The organism is Mesorhizobium sp. B2-3-6 (assembly GCF_006442305.1).
Lineage (GTDB): Bacteria > Pseudomonadota > Alphaproteobacteria > Rhizobiales > Rhizobiaceae > Mesorhizobium.
Genome location: NZ_VFVW01000004.1, coordinates 570777 through 596327, shown reverse-complemented (window position 1 = coordinate 596327; position 25551 = coordinate 570777). Strand labels below are relative to the sequence as shown.

The following is a 25551-nucleotide window of genomic DNA, read 5'->3' as shown; positions in this document are numbered from 1 at the left end:
GGTCAGCCCTCCGCCTTGGCGATGGCGGCGCGAACGGTTGCCAGCGCGGCGACCTCCTGTCGCACTTCGGGGGCCCAGCCGTCCGTCGCGGAGCCCGCCTCATATCCGCGAGCCTTCAAGGTGCTGGTGAGCGCGTCAGCGGCGATCTTGAGCGTCGCCAGCATGCCTGGCGCTGCGTCGATCAGCCTGAAGTTCGCCGCCTGCTCCTCCTCGCTTGGAAGGCGAAACTCAGCTGGGTCGCCGTCGATTCTGCGTGGCCGCATCGCGATAATCATCGTGCCGCCTCCACCGAAGGTCCGCACTCCGAGCTGGCGCAAGCTGTTGAAGGAACACCATGGGGCGGGCGTGTGCTTGGGAGTACCCATCTCAGCGCACCATCTGGGCGAGGCAGTACGCCGCGACGGTCAGCGTCGGCGGCAGCACGAAGAACACGATCAGGCACTTCGCGAATTCGGAAATATTCTCGGCGATGACGCGGGATGGTTTTGGCATCGGATGTCTCCTACTGCCATAACGATAAGTGGGTTTATTCCTACTCGTCAAGCGGAAAATAGGAATGATCCTACTTTTTCGAAAAGCTTGGAAAGCCTCGCGCGCGCAGCGCTAAGTTCTGATTCGTAGGGCGCGGCACAGTGATTGCGTCAAGCAATCACCCTAGATCGCTGCGGGGCACGGAATCGTTTCAGGATGTAGCGGGACACAGAATCGCAGCGCTCAACCTGCAACGGTGAATCGTAGAGCTCTATGATCTAAGGTTAGAGTTAATCTCCAACCGAGCGCGAGGACGCGCGCGGTTAGACCGCGCGCTCTGCGATTGTCAACAACGCTCACTTCAATCTCGACGGAGAAATTTAAGCCCTGCCAGCGGGAGATCTCACTCCCGACTCACGGAGTAGACGACACGTCCGACGACACGCACGGTATCGTCCTCGCCGCCCTCGATCGGGATCGGCTCCTGGAACCTGGGATCTTCCGATTCGGGAAGAAGCCAGACCTTGCCGGCCTCGTCGCGCCACAGCGTCTTGACGGTGGCCTCGCGCAAGCCATCGGCCCGCTCACGTTCGACGATGTAGCGTTTTCCGAGATCGAGCGACGCCCCTGTCTCGACCACGTCGGTGAAGACCAAGACGGTGCGTTCCGGGTACCTCTTGTTCATCGACGGCCCGCGCGTCTCCGCAGCGTGCAGCATGAAGGGGCGCAGCGCGGGATCATCAGGCACCGGAACGGAATAGACGTCGTCGTCGCCCCACTCCCAAGTTTCCGCCCAATGGCCGGCCTGGACGAAGCCTTTGACCGGCACGTTGCGGACAGTGCTATCCACCGCAGTCGATTTCGAGTGGCTCAGATCGGCAGCATCGAGCTGCAGTGCGCGCGCCAACGATTCGAGCTTGTCGGTTCGTACCGAAAGCTTCTTCCCCTGGACGATATCGCGGATATAGGTGCGCTCAAGCCCTGCCTTCGTGGCAGCCTCGACGGGCCCAAGACCGAGCTCATCTAGCCGTCGCACAACAATTTTTTGCAGTTCATTCTCCATGTAGGAATTATCCAACTCGCGCTCCTGACACGCGAGGGGGAAGTTTCCTATTGACGAAGTGGGATAGTTCCTACTATCGTTTCGTCTATGGAAGCCGAACTCATTCGCCATCTTCTGACACTTCTCGATCGGTTCCGGGCCCACCGGGACCGCGAGGAATCGACAATCGGCCGCCACTGCGCCGCCGATGGCGCATTCTTTTCCCGTCTTCGTGAAGGGAAAACGCTGACCGCTCGCAAGTACGATTCGGTCGTTGGCTGGTTTTCCGAGAACTGGCCGGAGGGCGCGGAATGGCCGTCCGATGTGGCGCGGCCGACTAAGGCGCAGAACGCGCCGATCGAGAACGAGGCCGCGGAATGAGCACCTCAGTGCCCACCCTTTGCCAAGCTGACTCGACCTTCGACGAGCAGCTTCCGGAAGGCCTCGTTGCTCATAACGAGATGAGCAGCCGGATGTCGATCGGATTTCCGGTCTCCGTCCTCTGTCGCGAAGCCGACGAGGTGGACGAGCCCTTCATCCAGCACCAACTTTATCTCTCGAACAAAAAGCGCTGGCTGCATGGTTTCCTCCCCGTGATGCACTCGGCCCGAAAGAGCGAGTCAGATCACGGGAAGATTCGGCGTGAAACAATCCGTAAAGCGGTTTGCACAGCTTTTTCCGAGAATAGTTTCCAAGGCCTTTCAGTTCCGGCTTCTTCCGATCTTGCGGCCGTCCGAGACGAACCGCCGAAATATCTTCTCCGGCATCGCCATTCGGGCTTGAAGCCGGGCCTGATGCTCCTGCCCACCTATGGCGGGCAGCTCGGTCCAGAACAGCAGCCGGACAATATTTTCCTCGACGACCTGGATCGCATATCCGCTCACAAAGAGACTGGGGAGCGGTTCCGGTTCCGTCAATGTCGGCGTTTCGCCGTGGCCGTCGGTCTTCATCTGCTGCAATCCTTATTCTCGATTTCGCGCGCGTCCCAAACCCTGGCGCGCGATCGCCGGCGCCACCCCGCCGGCATGGTGGCCCTGTCTGTCCCGTCTGACATGGGCCACCACTCTTTTTCGCTCGTCCGGGCATTGGTGAAGTCTCCGTCTGTTTCCGTCGCTGGAAATGGAGATAGCAATGTTCGGTTCTGGAAACTCGGAACAGCCTTCCAAGGTCTCAGAATTCCATTCAGAGGCCCAGAAGCGCCGCGGTGGTCTCATGTCTAGCGTGGCCACCGCCCAGTCGCTCACCAAAGAGATCGGCGACATTCTTGCCCCTGGTGAGAAATGGAAACGGCAGATCAGTGCAGTGCATCGGGCACTGACCTCAGATCACTTCGAGCATGCGCTTACCGGCCTCACTTGGAGCCGCGTGAAGACATGGTTCTATGGCGAGGCCAGGCGTGTAAACTATGAAGAGGTTGTGGCCCTGCGAGAGCTGCGGGCCATTGAGGAGGCTAGACGTGCAAGGCTCAAACTCGCCGCCACGGCGAACATTCTGGCAGCTCATCTTGCCGCGGAGGGTGCGCCGCTGGATAGCCACCAGATGCGTGCTCTGGGCCGACTCGCTGGCTCGGTGGATCTATCCGGAAGCGGAGCCGCCAGATGAGTGGGCTCCCGGACTGGACGAAGATCCCACGGGATGAACGCAAGCAGCTGCTCGCCGCCTACTGCGACGAAGGCCTGACCGCCCAGAAGATCGCCGACAAGTTTTTCAACTGCACCCGATCCGCGATAATCGGCCAGGTCCAGCGCCTCGGCCTTCAGCTGAACAACGGGAAGCCTCGCAAGGGTAAAGTCGGCAGGCGAGCGAAGACTGGCGCCGCTGCCGCGCCAAAGCCGGCGAAACCAGCTGCCCGCCGTCCCTCTAAACTCGTCCAGCAAACCAGTTCCTGGCGCCGCGCCAACAACCCACCTGCGATGGATTTCAAGGCCCGCGCCGAACAGCGCGCCGCTTCGCCGGGCATCGTGATCAAGCGCGAAGACGCCTTCCAGCCCATTCCCGGTGTTGACCCCGTCGCCTTCGGCTCCGCCGGTTGCCGTTGGCCGGTGGATGGCACCAACGGTCAAGGTCTTCTCGCCTGCGGCGCCACGAAGGAGCCTGAGCGCTCCTACTGCGAAGCGCATCGGCGGCTCTCCTACACCCCACCAACCATCCGTCAGCACGCCGGTCTTCGATCGGCGGAAAGGATCTCCTGATGACGAAAGTGCATGAGCGCCCTAACCGCGCATCCCCTTCTGAGGCGGGTTCCTTCGTCGAGGAGTTCGATCGCCTCGAGCAGGAGCGCGAGGAGAAGCTCCGCGTTCTCGACGCCGAATTCAAGGTCAAGAAGCGAGCGATCCAGAAGGCGACCGACACGGATCAGAAAGAGATCCTGTCCGACGCGAAAAAGCACGGCGTCAACAAGGGCGTCATCCGGGCGATCGTCGACGCGCAGAAGCTGAAGCGCAAGGCCGAAGCCATGATCGAGCGCGCCGACGGCAAGGTCGACGGTCTGGAAGACGACGATCGCGAGTTCGCAACGGATATCCGCACCGCCTTAGGCGACAACTTCGCCAGCTTTGGCCTCGGCGCCGCCGCGGTGCAGCGCGAGGGAGCCGATGAAGAGCCGGACGAGACCACATCGGCCGTCGTCAATGCCGTCAAGGGCAGCATGACCGATGACGAGTGGAACAAAGCCGGCGGTGCCGGCGCGCCACACTGAATTCAGAGGCAGCGGGAAGACGTCGTGTTCCCAGCGTGAGGGTCAAAGCTCTTAGGAGCCTCCCGAGCAACAGCGCAACACCATCGGCGTAACAGGGCGGAGAGACGCCCACCAATCAGCCCGAACGGGCACGAGGACCTGGGATGACGGCTCCACGCATTCTCGCGATCGACGCGGCCAGACGCCTTGGCTTCGCATATGGCGCCGCTGGCTCGAAGCCGACGTCGGGCTCGATCGAGTGCGCCAGCGAAGGTGCTTCACGCGGTGCGATCTTCTCCGGCGCCGGTCGCTGGATCACCGGCTTCATCTCGGCGAACCCGGTCGATGTTCTCGCCATCGAGGCGCCGCTGCCGGGTTCCTTCGTCCAAGGCCAGACCAACATCAGCACGGCCACCATCCTGCTCGGCCTTCCTGCTGTCCTGGAATTCATGGCGTACCAGCTGAAGGTCTATCGCCATATCCGTATCAACCAGTCCTCGGTGAAGAAGCATTTCGCCGGCCACGGCCAAGGCGACCAGAAAGCCGCGATCATGGCGAAATGCAGGGCGCTTGGCTGGATCGACAAGGACGATGCCGACCAGTCGTTCGATCGTAGCGACGCCCTCGCGGTCTGGTCGTTCGTCGAGGCCGACGTCGCGCCGAAATTCACGCAAAGCGTTGACGATCTCTTCATCGCTTCGGAGCGCCGCAAGCGCGAAGCCGAGGAACTCAGCCGCCGATATGCCCCTGCCCAAATCCCGGAAAGGTTCTGAAGTGGACTACCAGGTCAGCAAGCTCGTCGCCTGCATCGACGATGATTTCAGGTTCACGCGGGAATGCGAGCCCGGCATGGTGATCCCGCACAAAGGGACTGTTTACCGCGTCCGGACCGTCGATCTGTTCCGGGTGCGCGGTGTCGACAAGGCCCTGACGTTCCTGCGGTTCGACGAGATCCACAATCCAAAATATCCGAGCATCGTCGGGCCCTACGAACCCGTCTTCGACGCCCGATCTTTCCTGCCGCTTGACGATCGGCGGCTCGACGCCCTCCGTCGGCATCTCGCACCAGTCGATCGGGTGCCAGCATGAACCTCCGACATCGCCTAATCAGATACCTATCATTTGGCGACCTCATATTGATGAACGCCGAAATCAGCCTAGCCGGCGTGCTCAGGACGCGAGAGGCGGGTGGTTTCCTGATCGACAATGTACGTATCGATCACCAGCGTACCGCAGCGATCGGGTTCAACTATCCGGACGCCGGTCTTGCACTCGAGATGACGCAGACGCAGCAGTTCGTCGCGCGTGAGTGCTTATTTAGGTCGGTGCCATCGTGAGCACGCGCCCATCGAACGGTCGTATGCGCGGCAACCATTCCCTCAGCATGGCTCTGGCTCTCAGCATGCTGTTGGCCTCGGTCGCGTTCATCGTCTTCGTGATGTGCGGTGGCGCCTGATGCGCGTGCTCGTCTCCGCCCCATCTCGCGAGATCGAGCGCGCGCTGCGGACCGCCGCGGAAAGCGCCGGTTTCGAAACCGCCGGCGAAACCCTTCCTCAGGATCTCTGCAGCGCCCTCTTCCGCGATCCCGATGGCATCGGCGTCATCCGTGCGCTGAACAGCGCCTATGCCGCGGTGGTCTGCCGGGATTTCCGTCGCGCCGACGTCAAGAACATCCTGTTCGTGCTGCTCGACGCCGGCGAGTTCGACAGTGGCGCGGCGTCATTGATCCTGCGTTGCGGTGCCGATGATGTGCAGCCCGCCCCGATCCACACCGACGAGTTCATCGCCAGGCTGAAGGCGCTGGTGCGGCGTGGCAGCTACAACGATCATCTCTTCATCAAAATGCCAGGATGCGTCTATGACGCCGATACCGGCCTTGTCGAAGGCAGCGACAGGAAGAGCAGACTGGCACCGGCGGAAGCAAAGCTGCTGACGACACTGGCCCTAGATCCGAACAAGGTGTTCTCCAAAGCCGATCTGATGGATCACATCTATGGCGGCGAGGACGAACCGGAACAGAAGATCATCGACGTCTTCGTCTGCAAGCTCCGCCACAAACTCCTGGAGATGAATGACGGGCTCGATGTCGTCCGCACTGTCTGGGGCCGCGGCTACCAGTTCGAGCCGAAGGGCTTCGAGCCGGTCTTCCGCAACCGCGTCAGGGCGCCGCGATGAGGGCGGTCCGCGACATCCTCGCCGAAGGGATGCGACGTGAGCGCCTCGGCCTTGTGCGCCCCCTGTGGCACGATTGGGACGACGACAGCCGTGAAGAGGTCCGCCGGCGCGCCGACCATCTCATCCGCATCCTGGCCGACTACGGCGTCCAGATGGTGCAAGCTGGCGACCCGGCGCCGATCGCGATGCCGACGTCGTCGACTATTGTCGCAAACCAGGTCTACGCGCAGCCCGACACGATGCGCGAAGTCCGCGCCGAGGCCGGCAAGTTCTCGGTCGTCACCGTCACGGGCGGCGTCGACACCGTCGAGCAGACCTTCACCCTCAACGATGTGATGGTCAACGCCGGCTTGGTGCTGACCGGCGATCCCGCCGCCAAGACGATCAAAGATCTTGGCAAGCAGCTCGCGGCCGCAACGGAAATCTATCGGCTCAACGCTGCCGGGATGGGTGGCGGGAAATGACGGGCCCGCTCTCCACGGCCTCACGTGCGCTCGACGAGCTCGTCGACGTCACCGCGGATTGGTCTGCTGAACAGCTGCGCCGCGCCGCCGACGATATGGCGGCCGCGCTGGATGATGCCGCGATGGCAGCGATCGAAGGCGCAACGGAATGGCGAACTCTTGCAACAAAGGACAGCCGCTATGCAGCATCTCGTCCGTGAGGCCGGCGAACGGCCGATCGACCGCCGTTTCGGCATCGCATTCCCGAAGCCAGAGGATATGGCGAAGCTATCGCTGGCCGACCAGAAGGTCGCCCTGCTGCTGGCGCAAGAGGCCGGCGTCCCGTCGCCTGTCCGTGCCGAGGAAGAGGAACCAATCGAGAGGGAGGCCAGCGCCACCGTGCTGCCGATCGAGACCTCGGCGCCGGCGCGGCCGATCACCGATAGCGACATCCACATCGGCGCCACCGGCAAGGGTGAACCAGTAGGGATCGACCTCGCCAAGCTGATCGACGGCCGCCTCTTGATTCAGGGCAACAGCGGCGCCGGCAAATCGATGCTGCTGCGCCGCCTCTTCGAGAAGTCCTTCGGCCGCGTCCAGCAGTTGCTCATCGATCCCGATGGCGAGTTTTCAACGCTGAAGGAACACTTCGATGTCGCCGTGCTAACCGCAGCGGACATCGCGCGTGTCGGCGGCCAGATTTTCGCTCACCATCTCCGCGAGCATCGTTACAGCGCTGTCCTCGATCTGTCCGATGCTACATCAGAGGATCGCCTCGATATCGTCGCCGACCTCGCCGAAGGTCTGCTGAGCGCATCGGAGCAGTTCTGGCATCCGTTGCTCGTCCTGGTCGACGAGGCCCAGACGCTGGCACCGCACTACGATACGGGCGACGTCTCCGCCGATACACGGAAGCGGTCGACCGCAATGCTGGCCGACATGATGGGCCGCGGCCGCAAGCGCGGCATCGCCGGCGTCATCGCGACGCAGCGCATCGCTGAAACCGCCAAGGCTGTCGTCTCCAAGGCCACGAACGTCGTCGTTGGCCGCACCATCTTCGATCGGGATCTCGAACGCGCCGGCGCCCTGCTCGGATTCACCCTTGGCCACAGCCGCGCGCTGCGCAGCCTCGCCGACGGCGAGTTCCTTGCCATCGGGCCTGCCATCGCCGGTCCGCGCCGTATCCGCTTCAAGGCTGGATCAGTGGTGTCTCGCCACAAAGGCCGCTCGCCGGACATCGTGGCACCACCATCGATATCGGCGGCCGATGCCGCTGCGTTGCTCATGGCGGTACCCACCGCAACCAGCCTTGCGCCGGCGGCACCTGAGATTGACCCCAACACCAATCACCGGCGCGGCTGGAGCGCGTCAGATGACGCGATCGTGCGGGAAGGGTTTGCCAGGGGCTTTAAGCTTACGGATATCGCCGCCTCGCTGATCAAGAACGGCGGTGCCGCTCGATCGCTCGGCGCGATCTCCGTGAGGGGCCAGACGCTCGGCATCAAGAACACTCGAACCGTTGGCGGTTGGACGGACGAAGAATATCAGGTCGTTCTCGACGGGTATGAGGCTGGTGCCGCGATCGCCGATATCCGCAAGTCGCTTGCCGCCGCCGGCTACGATAGAACCTTCGGTGCCATCCAAATGGCGGCGATCAAGCTTGGCGTTAGCGGGTCTCGCGTCAATCTCTGGACCGAAGAAGAAACCCGGATCGCGTTGGCCGGTCTGGCCGCCGGCAAATCCCACGCCGAATGTCTGATCGAACTTAAGGCGGCTGGCTACATTCGTGGCCCCACAGCCATGCACAAGTTCGCGACCAAGCACGGCGTTTTGCGCAAACACCGCGACTTCACCGACGAGGACATCGAAACGATGCGGACCATGTTCGCAGAAGGCAAGTCGCATGGCGATATCGCGACGCGCCTAGATCGGACGAAGGCGTCAATCGCAAGCCAGTGCAGCAAAATGGGCCTGAAGCACCGTCGTCCATGGACCGAGGCGGAGCGCCAAACCCTCATCGATTACCAAGCCACCGGGAAGAAGTTGAAGGAGGCCGCAGAAAAGGTCGGCCGTCCCTACGCCAACGTCGCCGCCGAGTGCGGTCGTCTGGGTCTCTCCTTCCTGAAACCCTCCATCGAAAGGACACCGACATGACCTCTCGCCTCATCCCGCTCGATCAACTCCGCTTCGGCCACGAGGCAGAACCTCCCATCAACGCCCGGCGCGTCGGTCGCGACGACAGCATCGCAGAGTTGGCCGCTTCGATAGCGGCCCACGGCCTACAAACGCCGCTCAAGGTCAAGGAAGGTCACGATAGCGATGGCGTCGTCGGCATCTTCGTCGGCACCGGAAACCGCCGTCTCGCCGCGCTGCGCCTCTTGGTCGATCAGGGCCAGACCGCAGCGGACGCCCCGATCGAATGCGGAGAGTTCGATGTTTCGGTCGATGCCAGGGAAGCCGCACTGGCGGAGCAGATCCATCGCGTCGAATTCCACCCCGCCGACGAATATGTCGAGTTCCGCGAACTCGCCGACCACGGGCTCGACGAAACCGCGATCGCCACCAGGTTCGGCATCGATCCGAAGCGCGTGAAGCGCATCCTAGCGCTGGGTCGTTTGTCGCCGGTCATCATCGACTGGTGGCGCGGTGAAGCACAGAGCAACGAGGTCTTCGCGACCGTCTGCGCCTTCACGCTGGCGCCATCGATCGAGGACCAGGAGAAGCTTTTCAAGAAGCTCGAGAAGCAACGAGATCTCCGCGCGTGGGCGATCAAGGACGCCCTCGGTGCCGGCAACCAGAAGGCAGCTCGGCACATCAAGATTGCCGGCCTCGAAGCCTACAAGGCCGCCGGCGGGCACATGACGACGGATCTCTTCGGTGACAATCACGTCATCGCCGATCCCGACATCGCGGAGAAGGTCGCCGAGGAGAAGATCGCGGCGGTCATCACCGGGTTGAAGGCTGAGGGCTGGTCTTGGGTGAGCATGGGCGCCGACCTCGGCTACTACTGGGAGCACAGCTGGAAGCGTGAAAAGGCGGGCGACGGCAAGGCGACGGCCGACGAGAAGAAGCTGATCAAAAAACTGGAGAAAGCGGTCGCCAAGGGGACAGATGGCACCGCCGACGAGCTCGCCCGGCTTCAGGCGGCGATCGCCGGCCGCCAGTGGACACCGGACCAGCTCGGCAAGGCCGGCGCCGTCGTGAAGATCGGCCACTACGGCGAAGTCGATGTCGTTCGCGGCGTCGTGAAGCCGCAGGCGGAGAAGAAGCCTGCGTCGGCGTCTGGCGCGCCGAAGGAGAAGGGTCCGCCGGCGATCTCGAACGCGATGACGCACCGCCTATCAATCCAAGCCACTCACGCGACCAGCAAGGCAATAGCCGAGGAGCCGCGCCTCGGCTTGGTGGCCCTGCTGGCCGGGTTCCTCGGCGGCATCCATCATGGCCCCGTCAAGGTCTCGATGAGTGGGATCGGTGGCCGCATCCCGCACGGTGAGCAGGAATCGTATTCGGGTGCGTTCGCACGCCTGTCGGCGATGTCAGACCCCGATCTGTTCAAGGTGGCCGCCGGGCTCGCCAGTCGTGCGCTCGATATGCAGTGCCACAACACTGGCAACCTGCCGTTCGACAGAGGCGCAAAGGAGCTTGCAGCCGCAATTGACGCCTCTCACATGACGGCCGCGCTGCGCGAGACCTTCGACGCGGCCGACTACTTCGGGGGCGTCTCCAAGCCGATCGTCATCACCGCGATCCGCGAAGCCCTGAACGACGACGAGGCCCGCAAGGCGGAGAAGCTGAAGAAGGCGGAGTTGACGGCATTCGCCCTCGCCAACGTGCCTCAGACCGGCTGGCTCCCACCGGAGTTGCGCGCTCCGACCTACAGCGGCCCGGGCGCCATCCCGATGCTGGAGGAGGTGCCACCAACCGAGCACGATCCTGACTTCGACGAGATCGAAGGCTTCGAAGACGAGATGGAGGAAGCCTGATCAAATGGGGCGGCAACCAACCCTTTTTGATGGTTCAAAGCGTCTTGTCTATGACGAGGCAGTCGACCTGACCTTGCAGTCCATGCAGGCCTACGGCCCAGCGCATGATCATTGGGGCATCGCGTGGTCCGGCGGCAAGGATAGCTCGGCCACACTGACGCTCATCGTCCATCTGCTCGACAGCGGTCGGCTAGCGCGGCCGAAGAGCCTCACCGTCTTTTACGCCGACACCAGGCAGGAACTGCCACCGCTGGCGATAGCCGCGTCGAGCATCATGTTGCAGCTTCACCAGCGCGGCATCCGCTGCGAGGTCGTCACCGCTCCGCTCGACAAGCGTTTCCTCGTCTACATGCTCGGTCGCGGAGTGCCGCCGCCGAACAACAGAACCTTCCGGTGGTGCACTCGGCAGATCAAGGTCGATCCGATGGCAGATGCTATAGCGGCGCGCCTCGACCAGCTGACCGGCAACGTGCTCATGATCACTGGTGTCCGCGAGGGCGAAAGCGCCATTCGCGATGAACGCATCCGCATGTCCTGCGGGAAGGACGGAGCAGAATGCGGTCAAGGCTGGTATCAGGAAGTGCTACCCCAATCGAGGGGAGTACGCGGCCGCATCGCCACGTTGGCGCCACTGCTGCATTGGCGGGTCTGTAACGTCTGGGATTGGCTTCGGATATACGCGCCCATGCCTGCATATGGTGGATGGGAGACATCCGCGATCGCTGACGCCTATGGCGGGGATGAGGCCGAGGAGGTCAACGCCAGAACGGGCTGCATAGGTTGCCCACTCGCCAGCAAGGAGATGGCCCTCGAAACCATCCTGGCAATGTCTGCATGGTCATATCTCGCGCCATTGCGCGGCCTGAAACCGATCTACCGTGAACTCCGGGAAGACGACAGCAAGCGCCTGAAAAAGACCGGGCTCGATGACGACGGCTCGCTCTCTTCAGGGAAGAACAAGCAGCGCAAAGGCCCCTTAACCTTCGAGGCCCGGCTCGAAGCGCTCGACCGCATCCTCGCGATACAGGCGGCGTGCAACGCCGCCGCTCGATCTCTCAATCGGCCCACCATCGACATTCTCAATCGCGAAGAGGAGGAACGCATCCGCGAACTGATAGCAGCCCAGACTTGGCCGAACGGCTGGGATGGGGACGAGCCAACCGCCGACACGCCGATGGATATGATCTTCAGGGACGGCTCCGTTCAGCCGCTGTTGGTGTAACCATGAACGGCGTCAACGCGCGCGCCATCGCCACCCGGGGCGGCTTCGAAGGCCAGTTCCGCAAGGTCCACAAATCGGAGTGGGAGCCCGTCCAGGTCAACGGCGTCCCGCAGCTCTATGAAACGGCCGATGCCGCTGAGGTCGCTGCCTGGCGGGCTCTTCTCGCCCACCTGCAGGGCGATATCGTAGGCAGCGGCGAGAAAGCCTCGATCGCCCGCACTCAGGCGGAGGAGCGCTTTGGCAAGATTTTCCTTGGTCACGGCAAGAAGCCGGTGGTGGTGGAGCGTCGATGAGCAAGGACGTCTTCTTCAAGACCGAGGCGGAACTCTGCACCGCGTTCGTCGCCGCGCTACCTGCGGGCTGGACAGCCTACGCCGAAACGGAGGGCTACGACATCCTGCTGGTGCGGCAGGACGGCTTACAGATCGGTGTCGAGGCAAAGCTGAGGCTCAACCCGGAAGTCGTCGTTCAAGCCTCCAAGGCGTGGGGATATGTTGCCAATGCCCCGGGCCCCGACTTCCGCGCCGTGCTGGTGCCCGCCGGCCATGCGCAGAAACACATGTCCGAGATCTGCGCCATGCTTGGCATCACCGTCATCACGGCGACGCACCCCGACGACAACACGGAAAAACGGTATGGCTGGCGATCGCCGCCATTCCGCCCTGATCTCCCTTCTCTCGATGCCCGCCTATACTGGAGCGGCCGCGAGCACGACTGGTACGATCGTTGCCCCGCGGCACGCTGCAAACTCCCGGAGTACGTCCCTGACGTCGGCGCCGGCCACTCCGCGCCAGTGGCGCTGACGAACTGGAAGATCCAGGCCATCAAGCTGCTCATCATCCTGGAGCGGCAAGGCTACGTCACCAAGGCGGACTTCAAACATGTGAAGATCGATCCCAGCCGGTGGACGCGCGATTGGCTGGAGCGTGGTCCGGAGCGCGGTCAGTTCGTCACCGGCAAATACACTCCTGATCTGAAGGCGCAACACCCAACGAACTGGGCCCAGATCGAGGCCGACTTCGACAAGTGGAAGCCGGCGGAGGTCGCCGCCTAGCATGTCAGGATTCGATTTCGGAGCATTGATGCCGGAGGTCGCCAGCATGTTGCTGGGCGCCCCCAATCCTCACCACAGCAAGGGCAACGACAACCGCTACGGCACCAACGGCTCGCTGTCGATCGACCTTGAGAAGAACACCGCGTTCGACCACGAGAATAGCGAAGGCGGCGGCGTCCTCTGGCTGGTCTCGAAATTGACGGGCTGCGGCGACGACGGCGCCGTGGACTGGCTCAAGGCCAACGGCTTCGATATCCCGGACAATCGCGGCGCCGCGGCTGGTTCCAACCAGAATGCGGGACCTGGCAAGAAGGAGATCGTCGCCGTCTATGACTACGCCGACGCCGACGGCAACCTCGTCTTCCAGGTCGCCCGGATGCAATACAAGCAGCCCGATGGCACATGGCGTCTCAACAAGCACGGCAAGATCGACAAGACCTTCGCGCAGCGTCGCCGTTTCACCGAGGAGAAGGACGTCTGGATCAACGGCCTCCTCGATGGCGAATACATGCGCAAGGGTCCCGGCCAGAACTGGACCCGATACGATTCCAAGACCTTCGACAAATGGGGGATGAAGGAGCGTCGCGAGTTCGAAGGTATCACGCAGCTGCCGCTATACCGCTGGCCGGAGGTCGCCGAGGCGATCAGCATGGGTCAAGCGATCTACCTCGTCGAGGGCGAGAAAAAGGCCGATGCCCTTTGGCAAGCCGGGATCGCGGCGACCTGCAACGCTGGTGGGGCAAAAAAATGGACGCCCTATCATGCGGAGCAGCTGCGCGGCGCCCACATCATCCAGATCCCGGACAACGACGACGCCGGCAGGATGCACATGCAGATCGTCGGTTCCCGAATGAAGGAGATCGCGGCGTCGGTCATGATGCTCGATATCCGGTCGTTCTGGCCCGAGGTTCCGGAGAAAGGCGATATCTGGGATTGGGTGCAGGCTGGTGGTGACCCCACGGATCTCTTCGACATCGTCGATCAGCACGCCCGACCATGGACAAAGGAGCCGCCGAAGTCGCGGTTCGGCGCCGTCACCTGGGACCGGCTCGATGAAGTCGGCCAGGAGCATGAATACCTCATCGAGGACATCCTGACCCGGCATGAGGTCGCCGTGATCTACGGTGAATCCGGCTCCGGCAAAAGCTTCGAGGCCATCGACATGGCGATGGCGGTGGACCGCGGCGTCCCCTTCAACGGCAAGGAGGTCAGACGGGGCGGCGTCATCTACCAGGCCGGCGAAGGTGGCATCGGTGTAAAACAGCGCCTCCGCGCCTACCGGCAGACCTACATGGAGCCCGGCGAACGTGTCGACTTCGTCCTGTTGCCATCCCGCGTCGATCTCTTCGCCAAACCCGGGGAGCAGGATGTGGAGACCTCCCGAGGCACCGATGCCTTGATCGCCGAGATCAAGGCGTGGTCGGAGACCTTCACGGTTCCGCTCGAGCTCGTCGTCATCGATACCCTGGCGACGGCGACGCCGGGCGCCAACGAGAACGCCTCCACCGACATGTCCGTGGTGCTCACCAACCTGGAGCGGATCCGGGACGAATGCCGGACCTCCGTTCTCATGGTCCATCACAAGCCAAGGAACGGCAACAATCCCCGGGGTCACTCCTCGCTATTCGCCAACGTCGACAACGCCATCGAGCTCGAAATCACGCAACGCCTCGATGTGGGCCAGCGCGCCGACGGCACCCAGCTGATCCGCCAGATCCACCGCGCCACCGTTCAGAAGAACAAGGATGGCGAACGCGGTCACGGCTGGGACTTCATCCTGAAGCAGGTCGTCCTCGGAACCCGGCCGAACGGGAAGCCACTGACCTCCGTGGTTTGCGCTCCTCCAGGCGGGCAGAGCCCGGAGACCAATGACGACAAGCGGCTGACCGACCAGCAGCACATCGCAATGCAGGCTTTGATGTTTGCCCTGGAGCAGTTCGGCGAAGACACCCCCGAGATCCTCAAGCTCCCACGCAGCATCAAATCCGTGGTGCTGTTCAAGCACTGGCGAGCCGAGTTCGAGAAGCTCACCTTCGTCGACGATGAAGATGAGAAGAAGCAGCGGGAGCGCATCAAGTCGGCGCTGAAGCGCGCAGGCGAGGCCTTCTACGGCCGCAAGTTCATCGGTCGCGCCGATCGGTTCATTTGGCTCACCGGGAGGCCGATCCCGGGCTTCAGGACGAGGAACAGCACCGGCATCGAACCGCCGAGGGAGGATGCTCCACAGACCTTGGCGGCGATGCAGGAGCTCGCCGATGGGGACATCCAGTTATGAGCAAGGATGTACCCTTCGATGTACCCAGCCATATTTCGGCACCTTCCAAGCAAAGCCTTGCGGCGCAAGGGCTTGCGGTGGATGCGCGGGAAATGCGCCGGGAGGCCTCATCGCGGTCCCGTACCCAGAATGTACCCAAAACGCCAGAAAATGTACCCTGCCCTGTACCCCCGCTGCGCGTTGAAGCAATCGGCTTCGGCGCCTACTATTGTGCCGCCTATCGACGTGACGGCGCCCCCGACATCCTGCTGGATGGTGCCGACGGCAAGCCGCAGCGCTTCGCCTCGGCGACAGCGGCCGTCAAAGCCGCCAAGCTCGCCCTGCACTTCAGGCCGGATCAGCCGGTTGCCCCTGACGTCCTCGGCGCCAAGCGGTTCCACGAGCACCGCGCCGCCGAGCAGGCCGCCCTTCAGATCGAAGCCCTTGGTGGTGTCGTCGTCGACGGCCGCGTCGTCCCGGTGGAGGTGCGCCGGCGATGAAGCACCGTTGCGATATCTGGCGTGTCGCCGAACAATGTGGTGTTCGCCTCGTCGACCCCGATGCTCATGCCTGGCGCCAGCGCCGGCCGCGGGAGTGTTTCGCCAAGAAGACGCTGAAGAAGATCGGGCAACGGCATGGCGAAGCCCACCTCGCGCTGACGTTGCGGCTCATCGTGGAGACCTATGGAAACGCGGCGGAGCTTTATTCGGAGACCATCCAGGCGGTGTCCTCGCTGGTGGCGAACCCCGCGGTCGAGGCGCGCGGCGGCGCCCTGTTCGAGCAGTTCGATCTGATCAGCCTTGCCGAGATCCGGCATCAGGCCCGACAACTCGCCCTAGGGCTGCCGCTGGCGCACGTCATGCGGGTGCTGCTGGCGGTTAGGCTGGCCGATGGTATAGTCGCTGGGGATCGGAGGGCGGCGTGATGAGCAAGATGGAATTGGTGGGCGCGGTTTGCGTTGCGGTTTCGTGGTACTTGGCGCTCGAGGGCGGCTTCCGCGGGGCCAGGTGGGTATCGGAGGGCAATGATCCGGGTGGAAGCTGGTCCAAAGCTTCAACGATGATCATCCTTTCAATACCGATCGGCCTTTTCGGGATCGCGGCAATGGTTTGGTGGGGTTAATGGGGGCTTGGACCGCCAAAGCCGTCGAATACCGCGTCCTCGAAGCCGCGGAGACACTGATGCTGACCCCGAATGTCGGCGGTGGCGTCGGCTCCGCATGGCCGGAGTATATCCCACACTATCCCAGGGCGATGAAGATCAGGATCCGACCCTCCCCCGGTGCGCTGACCCGGATGATGGAAACCTGGGGCTGGATAAACGCGTTGCAATCCGAGTCGGATCGGCGTCTTCTCTACGCTTGGGCCTGGACGAAGGCCCGGAAGGGGAAATTCCTCGACGACTTCGCCTCACGAGAAGGGATCAAAACCCGGACGCTTCGCTGGACGATATCCCGTATTTGCCAAGCCATTGCGGATCGATTGGAGCAAGCCAAAGTACCCTGCTTCGAGCAGGCCGTTGACGACGTTGCCGAAATCGAGCCAGAACCTGCATCACAAACGGTATCTTCCGAGACGTCTGCCCTCACCGGAATCGACGGTATCGTGAGCCACATCGAGCCTGGCGCCCGGCCCCGCTACCCCACCCGGGAAGAGATCGAGGCGCTGCGGAAGCGCCTTGAAAAGCAGAACAAGCTAAGAGCGCGTCAGTCCAGACGAGCACCTGGGAACGCCGCCTGAAGAAGTTCCTTCACCCCGCCGGCCCCTGGATCAGATGCCGATGTCGCACTTACTCCTCTGATCAAAGCTTCGAGCTCCCTGTCGGTGAGTAGCCCCTTGTCGCGTAGTTTGATCATCAGGCTGCTCAACAAATTTAGAGCGGCCGCAGTTGCCGCTTCGTTTGAAACCATAGCCTCTTCCCTCGTTGCTGATTTGCATGATTTGCAACGAGTCGGCCGATGCCCGTCAAGCTAATTCGCAGCCCACGGGGGTACATCGCAGGGGTCATCGCCTCACCCGCAAACCCTTGTGTGTCCGTCGAAATGGGTACATCGACGGGGTACATTGTGGGTACATCTGGGTACGGGCCAGAGTCGACACAATTCGTGATTTCCCTTAACGCCCTGAATTCGTGCATTTCTTCGCGCCTCCCTCCCCTCGCGTAGACGCCAAGTACTGATGAGTGCAGCCTGACGGCGAGCGCGAAAGCGCGCTGCCGCCGTCGTAGAGCTCTACGTTCTCAAGGCTGGCTCTACATCAAGAACCGTAGAAGAGAAGAGCGCTCGCTTGCGCGAGCTCCTGTCCGTCAGGGGATCGCTACCGTAGAGGTCACCACCAGCATGGCGAAGCAAATCGGCCCCCAGGTCCGGCAGCTCGACATGCGGACCGCGATGCCCGCGGCGAAGAAGGCGGACGCCGAGCTGCTCACCCCTCAACATAGGGCATGGCGTGAAGCCGTCCTGCGTCGTGCCAACCATAGATGCGAAGCCATCGATGATGGTCGTCGCTGCCCTACATCGGCACCATCACGCCTCTTCGCCGACCACATCATCGAGCGCAAGGATGGTGGTGCCCCCCTCGATGTCGCCAATGGGCAGTGCCTTTGTGGGCGGCATCACACCCTGAAGACCGCCGCCGCTCGAGCCCAACGGATGAAAGAGCGATACTAGCTCTCCCACTGTTCCGTACTGCGATCGTATCGGACCGTTCGCATCTCTACCGTGGACTGGCGCGGATAGCAGTCGATTGCCACCTCGGCCGCGGTCGATACGATGTGCTCATCGGCCCTTGCTTTCGCCGCCTCAAGCGCGCCGAAAGGGGGTGCGATCATATGGCCGTCCAGGGTGATGAAATGTTGCATTGGTCCGATCTCCTTCAACTCGCCCATCTTCCGGCGAGCTGATCCTCGCCGTCAAGGCGGGGGGGGTATCGAATCTCTAGGGCCTTTCGGGGGTCGAACCGCTCGGGGCTCATGTTCACGAAATTTTTTCCGCCACCACCAAAATCCGGCTGATTTGCCGAAAGTGACCGAAAAAGCATGGCGAAACGAGGAAGGCCGCAGTGGAAGCCGACGGCGGCGATCCGGCGCACGGTTGAGGAAATGCGGTCATGCGGCGAGAGCGAGGCCACCATTGCACGGTCGCTGGGCGTCGACGCCGACACGTTGCGCAAGCATTGCGCCGATGAACTCGACAATGGATTCTCTCACCGCCGACGCGAGGTCATCGGACTGCTCTACAAAAGTGCGCGCGGCGGGAACGTCACCGCGCAGAAGCGCCTCGAAGAGATGACGCGCCTCGCCGGCGCCGCGGCCGAGTTCGACGACAAGCAGAAGCAGGCTGGTCCCACGGCACCCCAACCGGTCGCCACGAGGTCGCCGAAGCGCGGCAAGAAGGAAGTCCAACGCGAGGACGCCTTTCACGCCGGCACGAATTCCGAATGGGGTGAGGATCTCGCGCCTATTCCGGGCACGAAGCCGAACTGATGCAATGGTCGACCGCGTGTCTCGACTGGGAGGCCCGCATCATTGCCGGCCGGTCTCTCATCCCGGATGGTTTGCCGATCGACAAGTTCCGCGCAGAGAAGGCGCTGCGCATCTTCAAGCGGCTGAAGGTGAAAGACATCATTGGCAAGCCGACCTTGGGAGAGGTCTGCCCGCAATGGATTTTCGATCTCGTTTGGGTGGTGTTCGGTGCCCATGACAGCGCCGCGAAACGCCAGCTGATCCGGGAATTCCTCGTTCTGATCAGCAAGAAGAACGCGAAATCGACGATCGCCGCCGGCATCATGGTCACCGCGCTGATCATGAACCAGCGCGCCATGGGTGAGTATCTGATCCTAGCGCCGACGAAGGACGTCGCGGATAACAGCTTCCTGCCGGCGCACGGCATGATCACGGAGGACGACGCGCTCTTCAAGCGCTTTAAACCGAGCGATTCGACGCGGGAAATCACGAACCGGCTCGATGGCGCCGTGCTCGCTGTGAAGTCCGCTGACGCCGATGTTGTCGGCGGACAGAAGGCGATCAGCTCGTTCATCGACGAGCTCTGGCTCTTCGGCAAGAAGGCATCATCGGCAAACGTCCTGTCTGAGGTCACCGGCTCGCAGGCGTCACGGCCGGAAGGCTTCACTATTTACGCGACAACGCAGAGTGACGATCCCCCCACAGGAGTGTTTGCTCAGAAACTGCTCTACCACCGCAGCATTCGCGACGGAAAGATCGAAGATCCAACCTCCCTGCCGCTGATCTACGAATATCCGGAACGGATGGTTAAGGCGCAGGCTTGGCGCGATCCGAAAACATGGCACATCCCGAACCCCAGCCTCGGCTACTCCGTCGACAAGCAGTGGCTGACCACGGAAGTCAAGAAGAAGGAGCTTGAGGGGCAGGATGCCCTCAGCCTCTTCGTTGCCAAACACTTCAACATTCAAGCCGGTCTCGGGCTGAAGGATGAAAATTGGGCAGGAGCCCAGTTCTGGACCGCGGCGGCCAACAGGCGATTGACCCTCCAGGAGGTCATACGGCGATCTGATGTGATCGTGATCGGTATCGATGGCGGCGGCCTCGACGATCTCCTCGGCCTCGCCATGATGGGCAGATGCAAGATCACCCGCAAGAATCTGCTTTGGTCCCACGCTTGGGCCCATGAAATCGTGAAGAAGCGCCGCACCGAGATCGCGACGAGGCTCGACCAATTCGCCGGGCTTAAGCAGCTGACGTTCGTCAAGCTGCCAGGCGAGGACGTCAACCAGCTCGCGGACATCGTGATGGAGGTTGAAGCCTCGGGCTTGCTGGCGGCTGAAAACGCGATCGGCGTCGACTCCTTCGGCGTCGCCGCGATCACCAAAGCGCTGACCGGCGAGGACCGCGGGATCGCTAAGGAGCGGATCGTTGGCATCTCGCAGGGCTGGAAGTTGAACGGCGCCATCAAGGACATGGAGCGAGATCTCGCTGGCGGCCAGCTTGTCCATTCCGGACTCGAGCTCATGGATTTCGCAGTCGGCAACGCCAAGATCGTTCCGCGAGGCAACGCGATCTCAATCGACAAGCAGGTCAGCGGGTCGGCAAAAATCGACCCGCTGATGGCAGGTCTGCATGCGCAGGTTCTCATGGGCCTGAACCCTATCGCCTCCGGTGCCTCGGGCTGGGACACTGATGATCTCGATGCTCTCGAGGCGAAGATCGAGGCGGAAGTTGCCAGAGCTGAAGCGGATGGGCTGGCGCAAGCCAAGGCCGACGCAGTTTCCCACGTTTACTGACCGCTGGAGCAGCAGATGCGCTTTGTTTCCGCCGCCGCGCGCGGTATCGGCCGCGCGGCCGCCGTGGCGATCGCGGTCGTCCCGGCGCTGCTGCGCGATCTCGTCGGCATCGCTGGCGCCGGATCGATCGTGTACGGGATCTGGCAGATCTACGTTCCTGCCGCCTTCATTGCAGGCGGCATCATATTGACGGGTGCCGCCTTGGTGCTGGCGCGCCGAGCGGCGCCGCGGCCGCAGGATAACGCTTGATGCGCGGCCTCTTCGGGGCTCTCGCTGGCGGGGAGCGAAAGGACCAGGGCGGAAGTCGATATGGCTTGGTCGACGAGATGTGGGCGGATTTCTTCGGTGGGTACCGGTCATCGAAATCCGGTATCTCGGTAAACTGGAAATCCTCTCTGTCGAACACGACGGTCCTGGCGGCTTGCCGCGTTCGTGCTGACGGCCACGCGACGGTGCCATGGAAACTCTACCAGCGCACCGAAAAGACGAAAAACGGGCGCGTTGTTGTGGGCCGCCGTGAAGCTCGCGACCATCCGCTCTATGATTTGCTGGCGACGGCGCCTAACGAATGGATGACAAGCCTCGAGTTCCGGGAAACGCAGAGTTTTCACGTCGATCTGGTTGGTCGCTCTTACGCCTTCAAGAACATCGTACGCGGCGAGATTGTGGAGTTGATCCTCCTCGATCCGGGCCGTGTCACCAAGCGCACCAATAGCGACTACTCACGCGTGTATACGCTTCACGGCCTCGACGGCACCACTGAAACCGTGTCTGGCGACCAGATTTGGGAGGTGAAGGGCCCATCCTGGGATACGATCGACGGGCTCGATGTTGTCCGTCTCGCCGCGGAGGCCATCGGCCTGGCTCTGGCAACTGAGGAGAGCCATGCCGCGTTCCATCGCAATGGGGTGAGGCCAAGCGGCATGCTGTCGGTCGAAGGCAACATGAATGAGGCCGGTTTGATCCGCCTCGCCGCATGGGTTCGTCGGAACTTTGGCGGCGCCAACAACACCGGGCGGATGATGGTGGTCGATCGGAACGCCAAGTTCCTTCCGATGCAGATGACCGGCGTCGACAGCCAGCACATCGAGACCAGAAAATTCCAGGTGGAGCGGATCTGCGAAGTTCTGCGGGTAATGCCGATCATGATCGGCTTCTCCGGCGACAAAAATGCAACCTTTGCCTCAGCGGAACAGATGTTTCTCGCCCATCTCGTCCATTGCGTCCGGCCGATCCATCGTCGCTTCGGCGGGTCCGCAGATCTGCATCTGCTGACGAAAAAGGAACGGCAGCAAGGTTTCTACACCGGATTCGTGGATTCCGATTTCCTCAGCCCCAGCGTCGAGGCGAAGGCAAAATACAACCAGATCGCACTCGGCGGACCGAATAACGCGGGTTGGGTAACGCAGAACGATGTCCGTGGCTGGGACGAGATGGACGCCGTCGACGGTGCCGACACCTTGTTCGTGCCCGCCGGCATGGCCGCGCTGGACGAGAACGGCAAACTTGTTCCGATCACCGCGCCGGCGAAACCGGCGCCATCTGGAGAATGAAGATGGATCGTTTCACCTCCGATCTCTGCGAGGTCAAATTCGCCAACGGCGCGCAGGACGGCACGTTCTCCGGCTATGGGTCCATTTTCGGAAACGTCGACAGCCACGGCGACGTCATCGAAAAAGGTGCCTTTAAGGAATCGCTGCGGGCGTGGGAGGCCAAAGGCAAGCTCCCGCCGATGCTCCTGCAGCACGGCGGTTTCTTCGGTCCCGTCGACGATATGCTGCCGATCGGCAAGTGGAACTCGATGGAGGAAAACTCCAAGGGTCTGAAGGTTGAAGGCCAGCTCTTCGCCCTTGGTACTGACCGCGGTCAGCTGATCTACGAAGGCATGAAGGCGGGGTCGCTTGACGGTCTTTCGATAGGCTATCGTGCCAAGAAATACACTGTCGGCACGAAGCCGACCGATCCGTCACGTACGTTACACGAAATCGACCTGGTCGAGCTCAGCGTCGTCACCTTCCCCTCCAATGACAAGGCCACGGTTGGCGCGGTGAAATCCGCTGACATCGATGCCTTGAAAACCCTTTCGGACTTCGAGGACTTCTTGCGCGAGGCAGGCGGGCCGCGATGGACGAAGAACACGGCCCGCGATTTTGTCGGCCGTCTGACCAAGATCGCACGGCGCGAGGCTGGGGGCGATCTGGACGTAACTGGCTTGCTGGAAGGACTTCGGTCCACGCGCAAGCTGATCTCCCCCAACCAGGCATAAGGAGGGCGACATGCCCGAACTGAAAGACGTGCTGGAAGATGTCCAGCGCGAGGTAAAGAAGTTTGGCGACGACGTCGGCACGCTGAAGACCTCGATGGAAAAGGACCTCAAGGAGGTCCGCGAACTGGCCGAGAAGGCCGGCAAGGCCGCAGGCGAAGGAACTCAGCTCAAGAAGGACCTCGAAGCGCTCACCGCCGGCGTGACCGCGAAACACGAGGCCATCGAAAAGCAGGTTAAGGACATCATGGACAAGGCCGCCAAAGAGGCGGACGCGATCCTCGAGATCCAGAAGAAGCTCGGCCGCCCCGGTCTCGGCGGCAACGTTGACGACCAGGCGAAGTTCCTGAGAGAAGCCACCGAGTTCAAGCGCGTCGCGATGTCTCGTCGGGGCGAACTGAAGGCGACCACGATCCTGAAGCCGGAAGACGTCAATCCGGACGAGTACAAGGCCTATCAGGAGGCATTCAAGCAGTCGTTGCGCCGGGAAGTGAATTTCCTGTCGCCTGACGAGCAGAAGGCCATGCTTGTCGGCTCCGATCCCGACGGCGGCTCCCTGGTGCCAACGCAGACCTCTTCGCGTATCATCACCAAGGTCTACGAAACCAGCCCGATCGACGAGCTCGCATACCATGAGACCGTCTCGACGGACGCGCTGGAGATCGCCGTCGACACCGATGAGGCCGGCGCCGGCTGGGTTGGTGAAACGGAGGCGAGACCGGAGACCAGCACACCGCAGGTCGGCGTGCAGCGCATCCCCGTCTTCGAGATCTACGCGAAGCCGAAGGCGACGCAGCAGCTGCTCGAGGACGCCGGGATCGACATCGAGGCATGGCTTGCCAACAAGGTGTCGGAAAAGTTCGCCCGCATGCGCGCCCTGGCCTTCGTTTCCGGCAACGGCATCAAGAAGCCCCGGGGCATCCTGACCTACCCGTCCGGCTCCAACGGCGTCCGCGGCACCATCCTGCAGGTTGCATCCGGCAATGCGACCGCTCTGACGGCGGATGGTCTCGTCACGATGACCTTCTCCCTGAAGGACAAGTATCTCGCCAACGCGACCTGGCTGATGAAGCGCCAGACGGTTGGCGCCGTGATGCTCTTCAAGGATCTCAACGGCCAGTATATGTGGAGGCCCGGCCTGGAGGCCGGCAAGCCCTCAATGCTGCTCGGCTACAACATCCGGCGCGCCGACGACATGCCCACCGTCGGCGCCGGCACGCTGCCGGTCGCCTTCGGTGACTTCCGAGCCGGCTACACAGTGGTCGATCGGCTCGGCATCCGCACGTTGCGCGACCCGTATTCCTCGAAGCCGTTCGTCGAATTCTACACGCGACAGCGTGTTGGCGGCGATGTCGTCGACTTCGAGGCCTACGCACTTCAGGTCGTCAGCGCCTGATCCCCATGTGAACCCGCGAGGCGCGCCAATGCGCCTCGTTCCCCAACCTGACCGGGGTCGCGTTGCGTTTCCGGCGTAAATCAAAATGGAGGTTCCCGTGCGGGACATCATTTCTCACATCGACCCGAAGCGCGGCATCTCGCCCGCGGCTGCGGTTGCCGACAACACTGCGATTGTTTCGCAGATCAACAACCGTATCGGCGCGGAGTCCGTCGCGTTTCTCCTGCTGATGGGTGCAATCGCAGATGCCGACGTCACGTTCACGTTTCTGATGGAACACAGCGATGCCGCCGATCTCTCCGATGCCTCCGCGGTGCCGGACGACATGCTCAACGGCACCGAACTCCTCGCGACGCCGCTGTTTTCCAGCGACGATAAGGTGTTCAAGATCGGGTACACCGGCGGCAAGCAGTATCAGCGCGTTACGCTGACCCCCGCTGCGAACGCCGGCAATGTCTTCGCGGCCGGTGTCTGGATAAACGGCAAGCTCAACCGGGGTCCAGCGGCGAATCCGCCGGCATAAGGCGAACGCCGCTCTTTTTGAGGGGTTGATCAGCCGGTCGGCGTTCCATCCGAACGCCGGCCTTCATCCATCACAACCATGAGGATTGACCGCCATGAAAACCGGCAAGGTCACAAGGGCATTTCCGTTCGCATTCGACGGAATCAATGTGCAGCATCTCGCGGAGGGCTCCGATTTCCCACCGGCAGGCTATTCCGTCACCGATTCCGCTTTCGGTGGCTTGGTGGCTTCAGGATATATCGAAGAGAGCAAGAGCGGTGTTCCCGCCGCTGAGCAGCTGAACCAGGACATCATCGAGGCTTTCGATCGGAAGATCTCCGCCGTTTCCGACGAGGAACTGAAGGCCATCATCGCCCGCTCCGGCGAGCCGTACAGCGGCAACCTCATTCATGCCCACCTCGTCTTAGCGGCGAAACAGCAAATGCTCCGCGAGCTCCAGGGGGCCACACCGATCTTTTCCATCGATCCCAACGCAGGCGTCACCGAACAGCCGTTGGCGAAGCCGGGCGAGGCGACGCCGCCATCTGCCGCGGCCGCGGTCGAGAAACAGAAGGCCGAGGTGGAAGCCGCCAACGCGGCCGGGGAGAACAAGGCGACCAATCAGTTCGGCGACCCCCTGCCGGCCGGCGGCGCCAAGCCGAAAAGCGAAGCCGATGTCGACCTCGAGAGCCTGAAGAAGGATGAACTCGAGAAGCTCGCAGCCGATCGCGGTGTCGATATCAGCGCCGCAAAGACGAAGGCCGACATGATCGAAGCGATTAACGCCGGCAAGTCGGCCTGATCGAACATC

33 protein-coding genes are annotated in these 25551 nt (G+C 62.3%); 29 read left to right on the top strand and 4 right to left on the bottom strand.

The window, feature by feature from the left end:
• Window positions 1-2 precede the first annotated feature (2 nt).
• The 3 genes from FJ953_RS15530 to FJ953_RS15525 form a co-directional block, all read right to left on the bottom strand.
• A complete protein-coding gene (locus FJ953_RS15530; protein ID WP_140624711.1) occupies window positions 3-263 on the bottom strand; it encodes a hypothetical protein in 261 nt (86 codons plus the stop codon).
• A 103-nt stretch (window positions 264-366) separates the two neighbouring features.
• Window positions 367-492 carry a hypothetical protein gene (locus tag FJ953_RS31110; RefSeq protein ID WP_281405117.1) on the bottom strand — a complete coding sequence of 42 codons (126 nt, stop codon included), beginning with the start codon at window positions 490-492 and terminating at the stop codon, window positions 367-369.
• A gap of 382 nt (window positions 493-874) precedes the next feature.
• A complete protein-coding gene (locus FJ953_RS15525) occupies window positions 875-1534 on the bottom strand; it encodes a LexA family transcriptional regulator (protein WP_140624710.1) in 660 nt (219 codons plus the stop codon).
• An 87-nt stretch (window positions 1535-1621) separates the two neighbouring features.
• Here FJ953_RS15525 and FJ953_RS15520 point away from each other — a divergent pair, with 87 nt between their 5' ends.
• The 21 genes from FJ953_RS15520 to FJ953_RS15425 all read left to right on the top strand — a co-directional run bounded on the left by FJ953_RS15520 (window position 1622) and on the right by FJ953_RS15425 (window position 17989).
• Window positions 1622-1894: a hypothetical protein gene (locus FJ953_RS15520; RefSeq protein WP_140624709.1), complete on the top strand. Its 273-nt coding sequence runs from the start codon at window positions 1622-1624 to the stop codon at window positions 1892-1894.
• Window positions 1891-2733, top strand: coding sequence for a hypothetical protein (locus FJ953_RS15515; protein WP_140624708.1), 843 nt, complete (start codon window positions 1891-1893; stop codon window positions 2731-2733). The genes FJ953_RS15520 and FJ953_RS15515 overlap by 4 nt, the downstream gene beginning before the upstream one ends.
• A complete protein-coding gene (locus FJ953_RS15510) occupies window positions 2726-3115 on the top strand; it encodes a hypothetical protein (RefSeq protein WP_140624707.1) in 390 nt (129 codons plus the stop codon). The genes FJ953_RS15515 and FJ953_RS15510 overlap by 8 nt, the downstream gene beginning before the upstream one ends.
• Complete coding sequence (locus tag FJ953_RS15505) at window positions 3112-3705, top strand: GcrA family cell cycle regulator (RefSeq protein WP_140624706.1); 594 nt, start codon at window positions 3112-3114, stop codon at window positions 3703-3705. The genes FJ953_RS15510 and FJ953_RS15505 overlap by 4 nt, the downstream gene beginning before the upstream one ends.
• Complete coding sequence (locus FJ953_RS15500; protein ID WP_140583594.1) at window positions 3705-4211, top strand: hypothetical protein; 507 nt, start codon at window positions 3705-3707, stop codon at window positions 4209-4211. Before FJ953_RS15505 ends, FJ953_RS15500 begins: the two co-directional genes overlap by 1 nt.
• A 143-nt stretch (window positions 4212-4354) precedes the next feature.
• On the top strand, window positions 4355-4963 hold the full coding sequence (locus FJ953_RS15495) for a hypothetical protein (protein ID WP_140583598.1): 609 nt from the start codon (window positions 4355-4357) through the stop codon (window positions 4961-4963).
• Window positions 4932-5279, top strand: a complete 348-nt coding sequence (locus FJ953_RS15490; protein ID WP_140624705.1) for a hypothetical protein — start codon at window positions 4932-4934, stop codon at window positions 5277-5279. Before FJ953_RS15495 ends, FJ953_RS15490 begins: the two co-directional genes overlap by 32 nt.
• A 50-nt stretch (window positions 5280-5329) precedes the next feature.
• Window positions 5330-5527 (top strand): hypothetical protein, encoded by a 198-nt coding sequence (locus FJ953_RS15485; protein WP_140583603.1) that lies wholly within the window; start codon window positions 5330-5332, stop codon window positions 5525-5527.
• A gap of 118 nt (window positions 5528-5645) precedes the next feature.
• Window positions 5646-6365 (top strand): response regulator transcription factor, encoded by a 720-nt coding sequence (locus FJ953_RS30670; RefSeq protein WP_210242379.1) that lies wholly within the window; start codon window positions 5646-5648, stop codon window positions 6363-6365.
• On the top strand, window positions 6362-6829 hold the full coding sequence (locus tag FJ953_RS15475; RefSeq protein ID WP_140624704.1) for a hypothetical protein: 468 nt from the start codon (window positions 6362-6364) through the stop codon (window positions 6827-6829). The genes FJ953_RS30670 and FJ953_RS15475 overlap by 4 nt, the downstream gene beginning before the upstream one ends.
• Window positions 6826-7029, top strand: a complete 204-nt coding sequence (locus FJ953_RS30495) for a hypothetical protein (RefSeq protein WP_181175026.1) — start codon at window positions 6826-6828, stop codon at window positions 7027-7029. The genes FJ953_RS15475 and FJ953_RS30495 overlap by 4 nt, the downstream gene beginning before the upstream one ends.
• Before the next feature lie 178 nt (window positions 7030-7207).
• Window positions 7208-8962, top strand: coding sequence for a DUF87 domain-containing protein (locus FJ953_RS15470; RefSeq protein WP_181175025.1), 1755 nt, complete (start codon window positions 7208-7210; stop codon window positions 8960-8962).
• Window positions 8959-10791 (top strand): ParB/RepB/Spo0J family partition protein, encoded by a 1833-nt coding sequence (locus FJ953_RS15465; RefSeq protein WP_181175024.1) that lies wholly within the window; start codon window positions 8959-8961, stop codon window positions 10789-10791. Before FJ953_RS15470 ends, FJ953_RS15465 begins: the two co-directional genes overlap by 4 nt.
• Window positions 10792-10795: 4 nt before the next feature.
• Window positions 10796-12013: a phosphoadenosine phosphosulfate reductase family protein gene (locus FJ953_RS15460; RefSeq protein ID WP_140624701.1), complete on the top strand. Its 1218-nt coding sequence runs from the start codon at window positions 10796-10798 to the stop codon at window positions 12011-12013.
• A gap of 2 nt (window positions 12014-12015) precedes the next feature.
• Entirely contained in the window at window positions 12016-12306 is a 291-nt protein-coding gene (locus FJ953_RS15455) for a hypothetical protein (RefSeq protein ID WP_140624700.1), read from the top strand.
• On the top strand, window positions 12303-13067 hold the full coding sequence (locus FJ953_RS15450; RefSeq protein WP_140624699.1) for a hypothetical protein: 765 nt from the start codon (window positions 12303-12305) through the stop codon (window positions 13065-13067). The genes FJ953_RS15455 and FJ953_RS15450 overlap by 4 nt, the downstream gene beginning before the upstream one ends.
• Before the next feature lies 1 nt (window position 13068).
• Complete coding sequence (locus FJ953_RS15445) at window positions 13069-15342, top strand: AAA family ATPase (RefSeq protein WP_140624698.1); 2274 nt, start codon at window positions 13069-13071, stop codon at window positions 15340-15342.
• Window positions 15339-15821: a hypothetical protein gene (locus tag FJ953_RS15440; protein WP_140624697.1), complete on the top strand. Its 483-nt coding sequence runs from the start codon at window positions 15339-15341 to the stop codon at window positions 15819-15821. The genes FJ953_RS15445 and FJ953_RS15440 overlap by 4 nt, the downstream gene beginning before the upstream one ends.
• Window positions 15818-16246 (top strand): hypothetical protein, encoded by a 429-nt coding sequence (locus FJ953_RS15435; RefSeq protein WP_140624696.1) that lies wholly within the window; start codon window positions 15818-15820, stop codon window positions 16244-16246. Before FJ953_RS15440 ends, FJ953_RS15435 begins: the two co-directional genes overlap by 4 nt.
• Before the next feature lie 256 nt (window positions 16247-16502).
• Window positions 16503-17060 (top strand): DUF6362 family protein, encoded by a 558-nt coding sequence (locus tag FJ953_RS15430; protein WP_140624695.1) that lies wholly within the window; start codon window positions 16503-16505, stop codon window positions 17058-17060.
• 599 nt (window positions 17061-17659) lie between these two features.
• Entirely contained in the window at window positions 17660-17989 is a 330-nt protein-coding gene (locus FJ953_RS15425) for an HNH endonuclease signature motif containing protein (protein WP_140624694.1), read from the top strand.
• On the opposite strand, the gene FJ953_RS15420 is transcribed toward FJ953_RS15425, so the two are convergent.
• Window positions 17986-18180, bottom strand: a complete 195-nt coding sequence (locus FJ953_RS15420) for a hypothetical protein (protein ID WP_140624693.1) — start codon at window positions 18178-18180, stop codon at window positions 17986-17988. The two genes, FJ953_RS15425 and FJ953_RS15420, sit on opposite strands and share 4 nt — an antisense overlap.
• 177 nt (window positions 18181-18357) lie before the next feature.
• Here FJ953_RS15420 and FJ953_RS15415 point away from each other — a divergent pair, with 177 nt between their 5' ends.
• From FJ953_RS15415 to FJ953_RS15380, 8 genes are all read left to right on the top strand, one after another.
• On the top strand, window positions 18358-18804 hold the full coding sequence (locus FJ953_RS15415) for a hypothetical protein (RefSeq protein WP_140624692.1): 447 nt from the start codon (window positions 18358-18360) through the stop codon (window positions 18802-18804).
• On the top strand, window positions 18804-20579 hold the full coding sequence (locus tag FJ953_RS15410) for a terminase large subunit (RefSeq protein ID WP_140624691.1): 1776 nt from the start codon (window positions 18804-18806) through the stop codon (window positions 20577-20579). Before FJ953_RS15415 ends, FJ953_RS15410 begins: the two co-directional genes overlap by 1 nt.
• A 15-nt stretch (window positions 20580-20594) precedes the next feature.
• Window positions 20595-20828 carry a hypothetical protein gene (locus FJ953_RS15405; protein ID WP_140624690.1) on the top strand — a complete coding sequence of 78 codons (234 nt, stop codon included), beginning with the start codon at window positions 20595-20597 and terminating at the stop codon, window positions 20826-20828.
• Window positions 20828-22132 carry a phage portal protein gene (locus FJ953_RS15400; protein ID WP_140624689.1) on the top strand — a complete coding sequence of 435 codons (1305 nt, stop codon included), beginning with the start codon at window positions 20828-20830 and terminating at the stop codon, window positions 22130-22132. The genes FJ953_RS15405 and FJ953_RS15400 overlap by 1 nt, the downstream gene beginning before the upstream one ends.
• Before the next feature lie 2 nt (window positions 22133-22134).
• Window positions 22135-22845, top strand: coding sequence for an HK97 family phage prohead protease (locus tag FJ953_RS15395; protein WP_181175023.1), 711 nt, complete (start codon window positions 22135-22137; stop codon window positions 22843-22845).
• Between the two features lie 10 nt (window positions 22846-22855).
• Complete coding sequence (locus FJ953_RS15390) at window positions 22856-24238, top strand: phage major capsid protein (protein WP_140624687.1); 1383 nt, start codon at window positions 22856-22858, stop codon at window positions 24236-24238.
• Window positions 24239-24335: 97 nt separating this feature from the next.
• A complete protein-coding gene (locus FJ953_RS15385) occupies window positions 24336-24761 on the top strand; it encodes a hypothetical protein (protein WP_140624686.1) in 426 nt (141 codons plus the stop codon).
• A 94-nt stretch (window positions 24762-24855) separates the two neighbouring features.
• Window positions 24856-25542: a hypothetical protein gene (locus FJ953_RS15380; RefSeq protein WP_140624685.1), complete on the top strand. Its 687-nt coding sequence runs from the start codon at window positions 24856-24858 to the stop codon at window positions 25540-25542.
• The last annotated feature ends 9 nt before the right edge of the window (window positions 25543-25551 follow it).

Excerpts from the sequence above, each read along its gene's own strand:
- FJ953_RS15530 (WP_140624711.1), bottom strand. The coding sequence starts at position 263 with ATGCGGCCACGCAGAATCGACGGCGACCCAGCTGAGTTTCGCCTTCCA.
- FJ953_RS31110 (WP_281405117.1), bottom strand. The coding sequence starts at position 492 with ATGCCAAAACCATCCCGCGTCATCGCCGAGAATATTTCCGAATTCGCG.
- FJ953_RS15525 (WP_140624710.1), bottom strand. The coding sequence starts at position 1,534 with ATGGAGAATGAACTGCAAAAAATTGTTGTGCGACGGCTAGATGAGCTC.
- FJ953_RS15520 (WP_140624709.1), top strand. The coding sequence starts at position 1,622 with ATGGAAGCCGAACTCATTCGCCATCTTCTGACACTTCTCGATCGGTTC.
- FJ953_RS15515 (WP_140624708.1), top strand. The coding sequence starts at position 1,891 with ATGAGCACCTCAGTGCCCACCCTTTGCCAAGCTGACTCGACCTTCGAC.
- FJ953_RS15510 (WP_140624707.1), top strand. The coding sequence starts at position 2,726 with ATGTCTAGCGTGGCCACCGCCCAGTCGCTCACCAAAGAGATCGGCGAC.
- FJ953_RS15505 (WP_140624706.1), top strand. The coding sequence starts at position 3,112 with ATGAGTGGGCTCCCGGACTGGACGAAGATCCCACGGGATGAACGCAAG.
- FJ953_RS15500 (WP_140583594.1), top strand. The coding sequence starts at position 3,705 with ATGACGAAAGTGCATGAGCGCCCTAACCGCGCATCCCCTTCTGAGGCG.
- FJ953_RS15495 (WP_140583598.1), top strand. The coding sequence starts at position 4,355 with ATGACGGCTCCACGCATTCTCGCGATCGACGCGGCCAGACGCCTTGGC.
- FJ953_RS15490 (WP_140624705.1), top strand. The coding sequence starts at position 4,932 with ATGCCCCTGCCCAAATCCCGGAAAGGTTCTGAAGTGGACTACCAGGTC.
- FJ953_RS15485 (WP_140583603.1), top strand. The coding sequence starts at position 5,330 with ATGAACGCCGAAATCAGCCTAGCCGGCGTGCTCAGGACGCGAGAGGCG.
- FJ953_RS30670 (WP_210242379.1), top strand. The coding sequence starts at position 5,646 with ATGCGCGTGCTCGTCTCCGCCCCATCTCGCGAGATCGAGCGCGCGCTG.
- FJ953_RS15475 (WP_140624704.1), top strand. The coding sequence starts at position 6,362 with ATGAGGGCGGTCCGCGACATCCTCGCCGAAGGGATGCGACGTGAGCGC.
- FJ953_RS30495 (WP_181175026.1), top strand. The coding sequence starts at position 6,826 with ATGACGGGCCCGCTCTCCACGGCCTCACGTGCGCTCGACGAGCTCGTC.
- FJ953_RS15465 (WP_181175024.1), top strand. The coding sequence starts at position 8,959 with ATGACCTCTCGCCTCATCCCGCTCGATCAACTCCGCTTCGGCCACGAG.
- FJ953_RS15460 (WP_140624701.1), top strand. The coding sequence starts at position 10,796 with ATGGGGCGGCAACCAACCCTTTTTGATGGTTCAAAGCGTCTTGTCTAT.
- FJ953_RS15455 (WP_140624700.1), top strand. The coding sequence starts at position 12,016 with ATGAACGGCGTCAACGCGCGCGCCATCGCCACCCGGGGCGGCTTCGAA.
- FJ953_RS15450 (WP_140624699.1), top strand. The coding sequence starts at position 12,303 with ATGAGCAAGGACGTCTTCTTCAAGACCGAGGCGGAACTCTGCACCGCG.
- FJ953_RS15445 (WP_140624698.1), top strand. The coding sequence starts at position 13,069 with ATGTCAGGATTCGATTTCGGAGCATTGATGCCGGAGGTCGCCAGCATG.
- FJ953_RS15440 (WP_140624697.1), top strand. The coding sequence starts at position 15,339 with ATGAGCAAGGATGTACCCTTCGATGTACCCAGCCATATTTCGGCACCT.
- FJ953_RS15435 (WP_140624696.1), top strand. The coding sequence starts at position 15,818 with ATGAAGCACCGTTGCGATATCTGGCGTGTCGCCGAACAATGTGGTGTT.
- FJ953_RS15430 (WP_140624695.1), top strand. The coding sequence starts at position 16,503 with ATGCTGACCCCGAATGTCGGCGGTGGCGTCGGCTCCGCATGGCCGGAG.
- FJ953_RS15425 (WP_140624694.1), top strand. The coding sequence starts at position 17,660 with ATGGCGAAGCAAATCGGCCCCCAGGTCCGGCAGCTCGACATGCGGACC.
- FJ953_RS15420 (WP_140624693.1), bottom strand. The coding sequence starts at position 18,180 with ATGCAACATTTCATCACCCTGGACGGCCATATGATCGCACCCCCTTTC.
- FJ953_RS15415 (WP_140624692.1), top strand. The coding sequence starts at position 18,358 with ATGGCGAAACGAGGAAGGCCGCAGTGGAAGCCGACGGCGGCGATCCGG.
- FJ953_RS15410 (WP_140624691.1), top strand. The coding sequence starts at position 18,804 with ATGCAATGGTCGACCGCGTGTCTCGACTGGGAGGCCCGCATCATTGCC.
- FJ953_RS15405 (WP_140624690.1), top strand. The coding sequence starts at position 20,595 with ATGCGCTTTGTTTCCGCCGCCGCGCGCGGTATCGGCCGCGCGGCCGCC.
- FJ953_RS15400 (WP_140624689.1), top strand. The coding sequence starts at position 20,828 with ATGCGCGGCCTCTTCGGGGCTCTCGCTGGCGGGGAGCGAAAGGACCAG.
- FJ953_RS15395 (WP_181175023.1), top strand. The coding sequence starts at position 22,135 with ATGGATCGTTTCACCTCCGATCTCTGCGAGGTCAAATTCGCCAACGGC.
- FJ953_RS15390 (WP_140624687.1), top strand. The coding sequence starts at position 22,856 with ATGCCCGAACTGAAAGACGTGCTGGAAGATGTCCAGCGCGAGGTAAAG.
- FJ953_RS15380 (WP_140624685.1), top strand. The coding sequence starts at position 24,856 with ATGAAAACCGGCAAGGTCACAAGGGCATTTCCGTTCGCATTCGACGGA.